This window comes from Allobosea sp. CS1GBMeth4 (assembly GCF_900185715.1).
In the GTDB taxonomy this organism is placed as follows: domain Bacteria; phylum Pseudomonadota; class Alphaproteobacteria; order Rhizobiales; family Beijerinckiaceae; genus Allobosea.
The window spans coordinates 132,843-145,698 of the sequence record NZ_FYAS01000009.1 but is presented as its reverse complement, the minus strand read 5'-3'; the positions used below and the strand labels follow the sequence as shown (position 1 = coordinate 145,698).

The window sequence follows — 12,856 nt, the reverse complement described above, 5'->3', positions numbered from 1 at the left end:
CTTGGTCGGCCTTGTTCCGCTCCGAGCCGGATTGTCCGCCGCAAATCCTTCGAATTCAATTCAAATTGCCGGGATATGGTTAGGAAAGCGTAATCTTTTGCGCTTCAGCGCTTGCGCGGAGACCGGACGAGCTTGAGCTCGAAAGCGGTGACGCCGAGCGCGACATTGGCGCCGCGCTGCAGCGGCAAGGCGCGCGGTACGAGCCGGACATCGTTGTCGACGCTGCCCGTCAGCGCGACTTCGCCCTGCTGGCGGGTATAGGGGCCGCCGAGAACGCCGAGCGGCGGGCGTGCATAAGGCCCGTAGACCCGCCAAGCGAGCAGGCTGCGCCCGACCGTCCTGGCGTCGAGCGCGAAGCTGCGAATCACCCCGCTATAGTATTGCAGCGGCCCGCGACGCGGCCTGAACCGACAGTCGAGCGGCCTCTGCGTCGCGACGGCCTGGACGAGACCGGTGCCGATCATGCAGGTCAGACGACCCGCGGGAACCCCGCTCTGGGCGTGAGCCGGCGCGGCGAGACCGGCGGCCGCCAGGATGATCCAACCCGTCAATCGTCTCATTCGCTTTCTCCTGCAGCCTGCTCGCCTGCCCGCGCTTCGTCATGGCCGCCCTGGACCGCCGCGCCTCGAAACCGCACCAAAGCGCCCCAATCACCCCATAGTTCCCAAATAATCCGGAACCTCAATCCGGGGCTTGCGTTGACGGGAACAGACCAGTGGACGCGCATATGCCAAAGCAAGGACGGACATTCCCGGGGCGGTTCTTCCCGACTCTCCGGTCGCAGCGCGATCTTCCACCATTCTGGGAGCTTGAACAGCTTCTGCGCGAGGGTTTCGACCGCGATTCCGCCCTGGCCGAGCTGGCGCGCCGGCGCGAAGGCTGGCCGGACGGCCGGCGCCTGCCGATGGCGATCGAGCCCGACATGCCGGGCGGTCTCTTCACGATCATGTCATGACCCCGGCCGGGGCCCTGCGCCCGCCTCGCTGACGGGATCGGCCCGACACCTTGCCACTCCAGGAGCCGCAACGCCCGCGCCCCGCCCCGTCGCCGCCGAGCCCTGGCGCAGGCGAATCAGCTGATCGCCGCGAACAGTACCGCCAGCGAGGCCGTGACGATCAACGCCGCCAGCAAAGCCATGGACATGACGGTCCTCCCTCGCATTCCACGGACCGGCGCAACGCGAGGGATGGCCGGTTTGTTCCCGGTCACCGCGATCGGATGATCATGCGGCCTTGCGACCGGCGCGCCGGTCGAAGAACAGGGCCTGGCTGATCGCGGCCTTCACGGCCTCGGGCTGGAACGGCTTGGTGATCAGGAAGGCCGGCTCGGGCCGGTCGCCGGTGAGCAGCCGTTCCGGATAGGCGGTGATGAAGATCACCGGCACCTCGATGGCGGCGAGAATCTCGTTGACCGCCTCGAGCCCGGAGCTGCCGTCGGCGAGCTGGATGTCGGCGAGCACGAGGCCGGGCCGCTTCTTGGCCGCCAGCGCGATCGCCTCGCGATGCGTGCGGGCGACGCCGGTGACCCGGTGCCCGAGCTCCTGCACCATGGTCTCGATGTCGAGGGCGATGATCGGCTCGTCCTCGATGATCAGGACGTCGGTGGCGACCTGCTCCGCGATCTCCTGGCCGGCGGTCTGCACGAAGGCGATGGCAGCGTCCGTTGTGACGTTCATGATCTGCGCGACCTCCTCGATGGCGAACCCTTCGACCGTCCGCAGCAGGAAGGCCTGGCGCGGACGCGGCGTGAGCGCGTCGAGATTGCGCTCGGCGGCCGAGCGCTCGATATCCGGCACCTGCGCGTTGAGGCCGACGGAGGACCACATCTGCAGGAAGAGGCGGTAGAGGCCGATGCGCGGCCCGAGCTCGCGCGGGAACGACCCCGGATCGGCGATCAGCGCCTCCAGGGTGGCGACGACATAGGCGTCACCGCTCGCCTGCGTGCCGCTCAGCGCTCGGGCGAAGCGCCGCAGGTAGGGCAGATGCGGGGCGATTTCAGTGGCGATCGACATCATGCTATCCCCTAGACAGAGTTGCCGAGAAGAGCACCCAAGTCGCTGTTATGACAAGCAATTTATTTTTTCCGGACGGCGGAACCTTTCGCTTTCCAGCTCGTTATTGGGCCGAATGAAGGTGCTGTTTCGGGGGCGGTCGCGTGCATGTGTCCGGAGCTGCACGCGGTGCGCGGCGGGCTCGACCGGCAGAACGCCGGCGCGCCGATGGAGCGAGGGATCATGAATCTGATGAATGCCGATCCACCCGAAGCGGCCAGGGCCGAGCCGGACGACGAGGCAGTGCTCGATCCGCGGGTGCAGGAATCGATCGGCCGATCCCTCAAGGCGCATTACGACGATCTCGTCAACGCGCCGATACCGGATCGTTTCCTCGTGCTGCTGGCACAGCTCGAGGCGACCGAACGGCGCCTGCGCACCGAGGGTGACGCAGATGAGCGCAGCTGACTTCAAGGACGGGCTGATCGCGGAAATCCCGAATCTGCGCGCCTTCGCGGCGTCGCTGTCCGGGTCGATGCAGCTCGCCGACGATCTGGTCCAGGACACGCTGCTCAAGGCCTGGGGCAACGCCGACAAGTTCCAGCCCGGAACGAGCCTGCGGGCCTGGCTCTTCACCATCCTGCGCAACACCTATTACTCGCTCTACCGCAAGCGCGGGCGCGAGGTGCAGGACAGCGAAGGCACCTATGCCGACCGGCTCGCCACGCATGGCAACCAGGAAAGCCATCTCGATCTCGCCGATTTCCGCAAGGCGCTGGCCAAGCTGCCGGAAGAGCAGCGCGAGGTGCTGATCATGGTCGGCGCCACCGGGCTGTCCTATGAGGAGACCGCCGAGATCTGCGGCGTCGCCATCGGCACGATCAAGAGCCGTGTCAACCGCGCGCGCGCCAGGCTGGCAGAGCTCCTGTCCATCGGCGGTGTCGACGATCTCGGGCCCGATCGGCGGATCACCGCGGCCGTCCAGCGCGCCGGACCAGAAACCGTCGGCAGCTGATGGCGCTCTCGCTGTTCAGGACGGTTCGCGGCCGCCTGCTGGCACTGATGGTCGCGATCGTCCTGCCGATCGCCTGCCTCACCGCCGCGGCGGCGTTCGCGACCTATCGGACGGTGTTCGGCGCGATACACGCCGCACAGGTGCGGACGGCTGACGATTTCGCCGTCCGCACCCGGGTCTGGTATCGCGGCGCGTTGCGGTCGGTGGTCGCCACGGCCTCCGCCCTCCGCGCCGCCTCGGCCGGTTCCGAGGCCTGCGACGCCCTCGCCCGGCAGGCGATCGCCTCGGTCACGGGCTATGAGGCGTTGCTGCTGCGCAGCCCCGGCGAGGCCGACTGCATGGGCAGGCTGGACGCCAGCATCGCGCGCGGCGAGCTCGCCGCGCTCGCCGATCGGCTCGGCTCAGCCACGCCGATCCGGCATTGGGGCGGCACCGAATCCGCCGAGGCCCGCTACGACCAGGTGACGGTCGCCGGACGCTCCTATCTCGCCATCTACGGCAAGACCGATCGCGGCGATGCCCTGCTCCTGGCGAGGCCCGCCCCGCTCGACAACGTCTTCGACCTCGGCAGCGGCGAAGCCGGCATGATGGCCGCGCTGGTCAGGCGCGGCGGCGAGGTGGTCGTGGCGCGCAAGGGCGGCGAGACGGGCACCTCCTGGCTGCCGGCTGCCGAGACCGTACCCGAGGAAACCGCGCACTGGTCCGGCCCGAGCCGCGCCGGGCCCGAACGGAGCTATGCCGCCCGCATGGTCGCCGAGCCGGACCTCTATGTCGTCGTGAGCTTCGACGGCGGGGCCGAGCGGGCCGCCACCACCCAGTTCTACACCTTGCTGCTGGCGCCGCTGCTGACCCTCGCCCTGCTCGGGCTGGTCTATATGAAGGCGATCGACCAGCACTGCGTGCGCTGGCTGCGCAGCATCGAGGTCGCGGCGCGCGCCAGGAGGAATTCGGGAGGCGCCCGCGTGTCGCTCTCCGACGAGATGCCGCGCGACATCCGCAGCGTCGCCGAAGCCTTCAACACGATGGTCGACGAGCAGGAGGTGCGCCAGAGCAGGCTGAAGCTGGCGCTGGACGACAACCGTTTCCTGGTCCGCGAGCTGCATCACCGGGTCAAGAACAGCCTCCAGGTGGTGCAGAGCTATATCGGCCTCGCCAAGCGCGACCATCTCGGCGAGGCTCGCCTCGCCCTGTCGGATGCCGAATGCCGCGTGCACGTGCTCTCGGCGGCCTACCGCTTCACCCTCGCCGACGGCGAGATGCAGCCGGTCCGCATCGATCTCTTCCTCGAAGACGTCGCCGCCATGATCTCGAGCCTGATCCTCGCGCGGACGCAGCGGCTCGACAGCCGCATCGAGACGCAGGCCGCGCTGCCGATCGATCGGATCATTCCGCTCGGCTTCCTGATCGTCGACGTGGTCACCCGCACGCTGCGGGTGGCTCCCGGCATCGGCATCGACCTTTCCGTGCTCGACGCGGGGGAAGGCAACATCGAAATCGTCATCACGGCTGATCGGGAGGTCCCGCCGATCGCCCCGACGCGCCTCTTCGCCGGTCTGCTGATGCAGATCGAGGCGGTGGAGATCAGCGCCCCCGAGGGCCGCCGCCTCGGGGCCTGGCGGCTCGCTCACGCCAACCTGCGCAAGGGGAACGGGCTTCAGGACGCTGCCGCGACCGGCGAGACCTCGACACCGACCGCGAGCTCCAGAAACGCGCCGGCCGGACCGACATAGCTGCCCGAGACGGGCGAGGCGTCTTCCGGAACCCTGGCCACCGCGACGCGCAGCAATTGCCGGTCGGCGACGAGATCATTGGTCGGGTCGAACTCGACCCAGCCGTCATTGGGAATGAAGACCTCGGCCCAGGCATGGGTCTGCCCGATCACGGAGGTCATCGCCGCGCCTTCCGGCGAGCGATCGTGGATATAACCTGTGACGAAGCGGGCGGCGAAGCCGAGCCGCCGCGCCAGCTCGATGAACAGCCAGGCGTAGTCGCGGCAGGATCCCGTACCCATCTGCAGCGTGTCGAGCGGGTGCTGGGTCCCTTCGTCGTAGCGCACGGCGTAGGTCAGACCGGCATAGATCTCGTGCGCCAGCGCCCGCAGCAGATGCCCGCCCGTCAGCCGCGCGCGGAACTGCTGGAGCCAGGCGTCGAGCGCGCCCTGCGGGTCGGCGGCGGCGCAGTCGAGATAGGGCTGGAGCACCGCGCGCTCGCCGGCGCTGTAGCTGATCTCCAAACCGTCGGGATCGGGCTCGAGCCGGGTACGCGGCAGCGCCGAGCCGAAACGCTCGACGACGAGCTCGCTGACGATCTCGAGCGTGTCGGCGCTCGCGGCGAAGGTCGCCGTCGCGACGGAGTTGCCATAGGGATCGTGCATCCAGCGCAAGCTGGCCGGCGGCGAGATCGTGATCGCGGTGTCGATCACGCGCAGGTCGAAGGAGTCGCGCGGGCGCAGCATCAGCCGGTGCGGGCCGAAGCGGACGGGCTCGGCATATCGATAGGTCGTGGCGTGGCGGATGCGCAGATGCATGATCGTCCCCGGCGGTTCCCTCCCGTCACGCCAAAAAGCCGCCTCGCGGCGGCTTTGCTGATCGGGCACGCATGATTGACGCGCGAAGGGCCGATCGGTTCCGCACCGGCGCTCAGCGCAGGATGGTGGCGCCCCGCAGGCTGGCCTCGCGCTGCGAGGTCGGGACGACGCGGTGAGCGAGGTCGCGGCGCATCTCGGCCGGGTTGACCGCCGCGAACTGGACGTCGGCCGGGACGCCGCGCTGCAGCTTGGCCTGAGCCACCGCCGCCGAGCTCTCGCCGAGGCCGCTCTGCAGGGAGGCGCCCATGGTGAGGGCCGTCACGACCAGCGCCATGCCGCCGAAGAAGGTGGCGGCGCGCTTCAGGGGGGCAAGGCCGGCAGTCGTCATCTTCGCTCTCCCGGTTTCGGTGGGGCTTTCGGCGCGGACGGCTTTCCAACCCGCTCGGCCGGGACTTGTTCCGATTTGCGCGGGAATCGCAGCGATACCGGTTCTTTTCAGGGCGACCGCTCGCCGGAGGTCTCGCGGCGGCGGAACAGGCGCCAGAACGACCCGCCCAGGCGCCGCGACGACAGCTGCGCGCCGGCCTCGCGCTTCTCGAAGGTGATCTTGCGCTCGTGGAAATCCTCGAGGCCGGGCCGGTGGCCGACGCTGATGATCGTCGCATAGGCGAATTCGCTCTCGACCAGCCGGAGCAGCGCGTCCTGGCTGCCTTCGTCGAGCGCCGACGTCGCCTCGTCCATGATGATGATGTCGGGCTTCTGAATCAGCAGCCGCGCGAAGGCGACGCGCTGTCGCTCGCCCCCGGACAGGGTCTGATCCCAGCGCTCCTCAGTGTCGAGCCTGCGGCCGAGATAGGCCAGGCCGCAGCGCTCCAGCGCCCCCATCACGACCGCGTCCTCGACCCGGCTTTCGGCCTCGGGATAGAGCAGGGCGTTGCGCAGCGTGCCGATCGGCAGATAGGGCTTCTGGGGCACGAAGGCGACGCGCTTGCCGCGCGGCAATCTGATCGAACCGGAGCCCCAGGGCCAGAGGCCGGCGATCGCCCGGATCAGCGTGCTCTTGCCCGTCCCGCTCTCGCCGGCGATCAGCACCTTCTCCCCGGCCGAGATCGTCACGGAGGCGTCGGCGATGACGATGCGGCCATTACTGTGGGCGATCGAGAGATTGGCGATGTGGATCGCGCCGTCGCCGCTCTCGCCCAGCTCGATCCGGGTCTCGCCTTCCATGATCGTACCGACATCGAGCGCCTCCAGCGCCTCCGCCAGTTCGTCGACGCGCGTCACCGAGGCGAACCACTCAGCCAGCCTGACGAAATTGTCGACGAACCAGATCAGGGCGGCCTGGACGGCGCTGAAGGCGGCGACCACCTGCACCACCGCCCCGAGGGTGATCTCGCCCGACAGGTATTTCGGCGCGATCAGCAGCAACGGCACGATCGGGAACAGCGCGGCGTTGGTGTTGAGCACGATCGCGATGACGCCCTGCTGGCGGATCACCTTCAGCCAGGCGGCGACGACGCGGCCGTAATTCTCCCCGACCGAGCCGCGCTCGTCGGCATCGCCCTTGATCAGGGCGATGCTCTCGGCATTCTCGCGCAGCCGCGTCATCTCGGCCCGGAACTGGGCCTCCGCCTCGTTCTTGGCGGCGATGCGCGGCACCAGCGGCCGGCCGGCGACGTAGGCGGCGAGCGAGGCGATGACGGCATAGACGATCGCGGCGAGCGCCATGTAGCTCGGGATCACGATCTGCGTCCCGGCGAGGGTGAAGCGGGCCGCGCCGGCGACCTGCCAGAGGATCGCCGCGAAGGTCACCGCCGTCACGAAGGCGCTGAGCAGGCCGATCGCGAACTCGACGAGCGGCTCGATGGCGAGGCGGACGTCCTCGGCGATCCGGTATTCCGGCGCGCTCTGCTCCGGTGCGACGAACTGCAGCCGGTAGTAGCGCTGGTCTGCGATCCACCAGCCGGCGAGGCGGTGTGTCAGCCATTCCCGCCAGCGCACCTGCAGCAACATCCGGCTGATCACGAGGCAGGAGAGCGACAGGGCCGACGCCGCCACGATCAACGGCAGCCAGGCGACCGTGGTCCAGACCGCGTCGAGATCGCGCTTCTCGAGGGCGTCGAAGAAGAACCGGTTCCAGGCATTGACTCCGACCGCCGCGCCGAGCTGGGCGGCGACGAACAGCAGCACGACGGCCGTGAGCCCCCAGGCGCGCAGCCGGCTCTCTCCGGCCCAGAAGCGCAGGGCGACGCGAAAGAACTGGCGCATGCGCGAACGCCGCAGCTCGGAGGCGGGTGATTTCATGCGACGCTCCAGAGCCGGCCGGCCGTGACCAGGCGCGATTGCTAAGCCGCGACTTTCGCGCCACAGAGAAAACGCCAGCATTCGCCGCCAGTTCCGGCCGGCGGGAGAGTCGCGGATGATCGTCGCCTCGAATAGTCACCGCAATGGCCGCGGCCCGGCCTGCCTCGCCTGCCCGTTGCGGCTGAAGCCCGCCTTCAGGGACAAATCCGACGAGGAGATCCGCTTCATCCAGGGGATGAAGCTCGACCATCGGCAGCTGCCCGCCGGCAGCGACATTATCCATCCGGGGCAGGAGGATGCCGAGCTCTACACGCTCTTCTCCGGCTGGGCCTTCCGCTACAAGTCGCTTCCCGACGGACGCCGCCAGATCCTCAACTTCCTGCTGCCCGGCGACCTCGTCGGCCTGCAGGCCTCCCTGCTCAGCGCCGCCCAGCACGGCATCGAGGCGTTGACCGACGTGGAGCTCTGCGTTTTCCCGCGCCGGCGGACCTACGAGCTGTTCGCGAGGATGCCGGCGCTCGCCTATGAGCTCGCCTGGCTCGGCTCGCGCGAGGAGAGCCTGATCGATGAGAACCTGACCTCGGTCGGCCAGCGCAACGCCCAGGAGCGGATCGCGGCCCTGGTGATCTCGCTGTATCGCCGGGCCGAGGCGCTCGGCCTCGTCGCCGAGAACGGCTTCGCCTTCCCCCTGACGCAGCAGCAGCTCGCCGACGCGCTGGGCCTGTCGCTCGTCCACACCAGCAAGACCTGGGCGCGGCTGCGCCGGGCCGGGATGTTCTCGCTGGAGCGTGGCCGCCTCACCATCCACAATCCGCGCCTGACCGAGCGGATGGCGCTGCTGTTCGAGAGGGAAATGCAGGCGCGGCCGCTGATCTGATCCGCCGGGCGGCCGCCGCCTTCGAGATATCGCTGGATTTGGGCCGCTCTTGACCTCATATGACAGCGGCGTAACGTCACATCGTTGTCATGCCGCGTCGCGTGGGCCGATTTCCCGCGTCGCATCGAGGTTCTGGATGGCCCACTCCGCTTCCGGTCAGCGCCTGCGCGCCCCTTCGCTCGCGACCCGTTTCGGGCGCTCGTCCGTCGCGGCGCGGCTGGAGCACGAGGTGCGGCTGACGGCGGCCGATCTCGCCGACAGCGTCGCCGAGGCGAAGCTCAGGGTCGCCGCGGCGCGCTACAAGGTCGAGGACGAGGTCCGCAGCACCGCCGGCAAGCTGAAATCGCGCGTCCGCAAGGCGGCCGACGAGGCCAAGGCGCGGTTCGGCGACGATGCCCGCTTCCTGAAATCCTGGATCGATTCCCCCGGCCGCACCGGCGCCGTCGCACCGTCGAGCCCGTTCCTGGCCAGACGCATGGCCTCCTATGTCGACCCGCTCGCGCCGGGGCCGGTGGTCGAGATCGGCCCCGGGACCGGCCCGGTCACCGAGGCGCTGATCGCGCGCGGGATCGACGAGTCCAGGCTGATCCTGGTCGAGTACAGCCCGGAATTCTGCGAGCTGCTGCGCCGCCGCTTTCCGCGCGCCACCGTCATCGAAGGCGACGCCTACGCGCTCTCGACCACGCTCGCCGGGCAGCTGACCGAGAGGGCGAGCGCGGTGGTGTCCTCGCTGCCGCTGTTCAACAAGCCGCCGGCGGAGCGCACGGCCCTGGTCGAGGACGCCTTCGGCAAGGTGCTGACGCCCGGCGCGCCGTTCATCCAGTTCACCTATGCCGTGATCTCGCCGGTGCCGCGCAAGGCTTCGGGCCTCAAGGCGCAGGTCTCGGACTGGGTGCTGCGCAACATCCCGCCGGCGCGCGTCTGGGTCTATCGCCGCGGCAGGCCGTGACGGCGCGGGCTTGACTGCGCGCCCCGCATCGCTTCGACATCGCAGGATGAGCCGGTCCGCCATGCGCCGGCAACCCGTGTCGGAGCGACCATGCCCAAGATCCTCGTCTTCGCCGGCTCCTGGCGGCCGGGCTCGATGAACACCCGGCTCGCAACCTTGATCGCCGGCAATCTTCGCGAAGCCGGCGCCGAGGTGGCGCAGATCTCGCTCGGCGACTACCCGCTGCCGCTGATCGACGCGCGGGCCTTCGACAACGATCCGCCGGAGGAAGCGAAGGCGCTGGCGGCGCAGGTCGATGGCCATGACGGGCTCTTCATCGCCAGCCCCGAATACAATTCGGGCTACCCGCCGGCGCTGAAGAACGCACTCGACTGGATCAGCATCGTCCGCTCCGGCGGCCCGGGCCTGCGCGGGAAGGTCGTCGCGATCGGCGGCGCCTCGGCCGGCAATCTCGGCACCTATCGCTGCCTGACGCAGCTGCGCACCGTGCTCGAGCTCGGCTTCGGCGCGCTGCTGGTGCCGGAGATGCTGGCGGTCAGCGGCGCCGACAAGGCCTATGGCGCGGATGGCGACTTCAGCGACGGCCGTCTCAAGGGCCTGCGCGACAAGATGGTGGCGCGGCTGGTGAAGGTCTCGGCGCTGCACCCCTGAGCCGGGCTATTCCATGCCGCAAGGCCCGCTCGCCGGCGTCAGGCGCCAGAGCCCGTCGTCCGGCGTCGGGGGGATGCGCACCGCGCCGTCCGCGATCTCCTCGGCATCGTAGGGGTTGGGATTGGCGACGATGCCGGCATTGCGGATGTCGAGCGCACCGTTCGGGCCGCGCTCGATCCGCCAGCTGCCGGCCTCCCATTCCGGCACGCAGCGCAGGCCCTGGCCCGAGGCCCTGCAGAAGCCGCCGAGCTGGTAGTCGAAGCCCTGCTCGGGTCTGACGCGCTGGCGCAGGTTGAGATAGAGCGCGACATAGAAGCCGCCTTGCCCGGCTTCCGGCCAGCTCTGCGGCAGGTGGACCAGCCGGATCCGCGCGACCTTCTGTTGCGGGTGCCTGGCGAGATGGTCGGCATCGTAGATCCGCTCCCAGCAGGCGGACCGCGCCGGCGGCAGCTCGCGCTCGAGCGGCCGCGCCTGCGCAAGGGCGGGCAGACAGCAGATCAAGGCAGCCAGGGCCAGGCGCATCAGAGATCTCCTCACCGGGTCGCCTCAAGGTGAGGCAGGCCACACGGCCGATCAAGCGAACTTGCGGGAGCCGGGGACGGTCTCGCGCGGCGGCTGGTCACGGCGCCGCGAATCCGGCACATCCGGCGCATGTCGTCACCCCGCGAATCAGAAGCCCGCGCGATCCTGAAGTCGGTCTTCGGCTATGACGATTTCCGCCCCGGGCAATGGGAGGTGATCGCGGCCGCGCTCGCCGGCCGCGACGTCTTCGCGGTGATGCCGACCGGCTCGGGCAAGTCGATGTGCTATCAGCTGCCGGCGCTGGTCTCGGGCGGTTTGACTCTGGTGGTGTCGCCGCTGATCGCGCTGATGCGCGACCAGGTCGGCCAACTCGAGCGTGCCGGCGTCGCTGCCGCCTCGCTCAACTCGATGAACAGCGAGGAGGAGGCGGCAAGGGCCTGGGACCGGCTCAACGCCGGCGATCTGCGCCTGCTCTTCGTCTCGCCCGAGCGGCTCGCCGGCGACGGTCTCGTCTCCCGCCTGCGCCGGCTCGGCGTGACCCGGCTCGCGATCGACGAGGCGCATTGCGTCTCGCAATGGGGGCATGATTTCCGCCCGGAATACCGGCTGCTCTCGAAGGCGCGCGAGGCGCTGGGCAATGTCCCGGTCACGGCGCTGACCGCCACGGCCGACCGGCAGACCCAGGCCGACATCGCCCAGCAGCTCTTCCCGCAGCCGCCGAAGCTGGTGATCCATTCCTTCGACCGGCCTAATCTGCGGCTCGCCTTCGCGCCCAAGGAGCAGCCGCGCCGGCAGATCGACGATTTCCTGAAAGTCCACCGCGGCGGTTCCGGGATCGTCTACTGTTCCTCGCGCAGCCGGACCGAGCGACTGGCCGAGGGCCTGCGCGAGAAGGGCTGGAAGGCCTATCCCTATCACGCCGGGCTGGAGCAGGCGGAGCGCAACCGCAACCAGGACATCTTCCTGCAGGAGGACGGCGTCGTCGTCTGCGCGACGATCGCCTTCGGCATGGGCATCAACAAGCCGGATGTCCGCTTCGTCGTCCATGCCGACATGCCGGGCTCGATCGAGGGCTACTACCAGGAGATCGGCCGCGCCGGCCGCGACGGCCTGCCGGCCGATACGCTGACCCTCTACGGCGTCGACGACATGGCGCTGCGCCGCCGCCAGATCGACGAGAAGCCGATCGACGAGGAGCGCCGGCGGATCGAGCACAAGCGCCTCAACGCCATGATCGACCTGTGCGAATCGGCGCTCTGCCGGCGCTCGGCGCTGCTGTCCTATTTCGGCGAGACGGTGGCGCCATGCCGGCATGGCCAGGCGCCGTTCCGCTGCGACCTGTGCGGCCCGGCGGCGCCCGAACTCGCCGACGCCACGCTCGACGCGCGCAAGCTGCTCTCGGCCGTGATCCGCTCCGGCCAGCGCTACGGCGCCGGCCATCTCGCCGACATCCTGACCGGCACCCCGACCGAGGCGATCCGGCGCCAGAACCATGACGGCCTGAAGACCTTCGGCGTCGGCGCCGACAAGCCCAAGGGCGCCTGGATGGCGCTGGCGCGCAAGCTTTTCGCGGCCGGCGCGCTGGCCGAGGCCAGCACCGAGCATGGCGGCTTCTGCCTGACGGAAAAGGGCGAGGACATCCTGTTCGGGCGCGAGCCGATCGCCCTGCGCCTCGATCCGCTCGCCGAGCGGCGCTCGCGGCGCGGCCAGCGCGAGGCGGCGCGCGCCGACGGGCTCGACGGCGAGACCGCCGCACTGTTCGAGCATCTGCGCCAGCTGCGCCTGACCATCGCGCGCGAGGAGGGCGTCGCCGCCTATATCATCTTCACCGACCGGACGCTGATCGCCATGGCGCGCGAGCGCCCGCCCGGCCTGGAGGAGATGCGCGCCATCGACGGCGTCGGCGAGCGCAAGCTCGCCCAGTACGGCGCGGTTTTCCTGGATGCGATCGCGACGTTTTCGGGCTAAATCCGCCGCCTCTCGCGTACGCGTGCGTGCGCACGTGAAAAAGCCATCCTGAG

General features: G+C 69.5%; 14 protein-coding genes. 8 read left to right on the top strand and 6 right to left on the bottom strand.

Translation table 11 applies throughout. From position 1 onward, the window contains the following. Positions 1 to 104 precede the first annotated feature (104 nt). Positions 105 to 560 carry a DUF992 domain-containing protein gene (locus CS1GBM4_RS05650; protein ID WP_186417706.1) on the bottom strand — a complete coding sequence of 152 codons (456 nt, stop codon included), beginning with the start codon at positions 558 to 560 and terminating at the stop codon, positions 105 to 107. 155 nt (positions 561 to 715) lie between these two features. On the opposite strand from CS1GBM4_RS05650, the gene CS1GBM4_RS05645 reads away from it, so the two are divergent. Continuing rightward, complete coding sequence (locus tag CS1GBM4_RS05645) at positions 716 to 955, top strand: hypothetical protein (protein ID WP_186417705.1); 240 nt, start codon at positions 716 to 718, stop codon at positions 953 to 955. 267 nt (positions 956 to 1,222) lie between these two features. Here the strand turns inward: CS1GBM4_RS05645 and CS1GBM4_RS05640 are convergent, their stop codons facing one another. Next, complete coding sequence (locus tag CS1GBM4_RS05640) at positions 1,223 to 2,011, bottom strand: response regulator (protein WP_186417704.1); 789 nt, start codon at positions 2,009 to 2,011, stop codon at positions 1,223 to 1,225. Between the two features lie 168 nt (positions 2,012 to 2,179). Between CS1GBM4_RS05640 and CS1GBM4_RS05635 the strand changes: the two genes are divergently transcribed. Genes CS1GBM4_RS05635 through CS1GBM4_RS05625 form a run of 3 tightly spaced genes read left to right on the top strand, consistent with a single transcriptional unit; the run spans position 2,180 to position 4,735 of the window. Next, positions 2,180 to 2,458 carry a NepR family anti-sigma factor gene (locus CS1GBM4_RS05635; RefSeq protein ID WP_244607071.1) on the top strand — a complete coding sequence of 93 codons (279 nt, stop codon included), beginning with the start codon at positions 2,180 to 2,182 and terminating at the stop codon, positions 2,456 to 2,458. Next, positions 2,445 to 3,005 (top strand): sigma-70 family RNA polymerase sigma factor, encoded by a 561-nt coding sequence (locus CS1GBM4_RS05630; protein WP_186417703.1) that lies wholly within the window; start codon positions 2,445 to 2,447, stop codon positions 3,003 to 3,005. The genes CS1GBM4_RS05635 and CS1GBM4_RS05630 overlap by 14 nt, the downstream gene beginning before the upstream one ends. Beyond that, positions 3,005 to 4,735, top strand: a complete 1,731-nt coding sequence (locus CS1GBM4_RS05625; protein ID WP_186417702.1) for a sensor histidine kinase — start codon at positions 3,005 to 3,007, stop codon at positions 4,733 to 4,735. Before CS1GBM4_RS05630 ends, CS1GBM4_RS05625 begins: the two co-directional genes overlap by 1 nt. Here CS1GBM4_RS05625 and CS1GBM4_RS05620 read toward each other — a convergent pair. From CS1GBM4_RS05620 to CS1GBM4_RS05610, 3 genes are all read right to left on the bottom strand, one after another. After that, positions 4,660 to 5,532: a transglutaminase family protein gene (locus tag CS1GBM4_RS05620; RefSeq protein WP_186417701.1), complete on the bottom strand. Its 873-nt coding sequence runs from the start codon at positions 5,530 to 5,532 to the stop codon at positions 4,660 to 4,662. The genes CS1GBM4_RS05625 and CS1GBM4_RS05620 overlap by 76 nt on opposite strands. 112 nt (positions 5,533 to 5,644) lie before the next feature. Continuing rightward, complete coding sequence (locus CS1GBM4_RS05615; protein ID WP_186417700.1) at positions 5,645 to 5,920, bottom strand: hypothetical protein; 276 nt, start codon at positions 5,918 to 5,920, stop codon at positions 5,645 to 5,647. 107 nt (positions 5,921 to 6,027) lie between these two features. Beyond that, entirely contained in the window at positions 6,028 to 7,836 is a 1,809-nt protein-coding gene (locus CS1GBM4_RS05610; protein WP_186417699.1) for an ABC transporter ATP-binding protein/permease, read from the bottom strand. A gap of 115 nt (positions 7,837 to 7,951) precedes the next feature. On the opposite strand from CS1GBM4_RS05610, the gene CS1GBM4_RS05605 reads away from it, so the two are divergent. The 3 genes from CS1GBM4_RS05605 (at position 7,952) to CS1GBM4_RS05595 (ending at position 10,313) form a co-directional block, all read left to right on the top strand. Beyond that, entirely contained in the window at positions 7,952 to 8,713 is a 762-nt protein-coding gene (locus CS1GBM4_RS05605; RefSeq protein WP_186417698.1) for a Crp/Fnr family transcriptional regulator, read from the top strand. Positions 8,714 to 8,849: 136 nt separating this feature from the next. Next, entirely contained in the window at positions 8,850 to 9,662 is an 813-nt protein-coding gene (locus CS1GBM4_RS05600; protein WP_186417697.1) for a methyltransferase domain-containing protein, read from the top strand. A gap of 90 nt (positions 9,663 to 9,752) precedes the next feature. Beyond that, positions 9,753 to 10,313: an NADPH-dependent FMN reductase gene (locus tag CS1GBM4_RS05595; RefSeq protein WP_186417696.1), complete on the top strand. Its 561-nt coding sequence runs from the start codon at positions 9,753 to 9,755 to the stop codon at positions 10,311 to 10,313. Positions 10,314 to 10,319: 6 nt separating this feature from the next. Here the strand turns inward: CS1GBM4_RS05595 and CS1GBM4_RS05590 are convergent, their stop codons facing one another. Next, positions 10,320 to 10,835: a hypothetical protein gene (locus tag CS1GBM4_RS05590; RefSeq protein ID WP_186417695.1), complete on the bottom strand. Its 516-nt coding sequence runs from the start codon at positions 10,833 to 10,835 to the stop codon at positions 10,320 to 10,322. 129 nt (positions 10,836 to 10,964) lie between these two features. On the opposite strand from CS1GBM4_RS05590, the gene recQ reads away from it, so the two are divergent. Beyond that, positions 10,965 to 12,803 carry a DNA helicase RecQ gene (gene recQ, locus CS1GBM4_RS05585; RefSeq protein ID WP_186417694.1) on the top strand — a complete coding sequence of 613 codons (1,839 nt, stop codon included), beginning with the start codon at positions 10,965 to 10,967 and terminating at the stop codon, positions 12,801 to 12,803. Positions 12,804 to 12,856 lie beyond the last annotated feature (53 nt).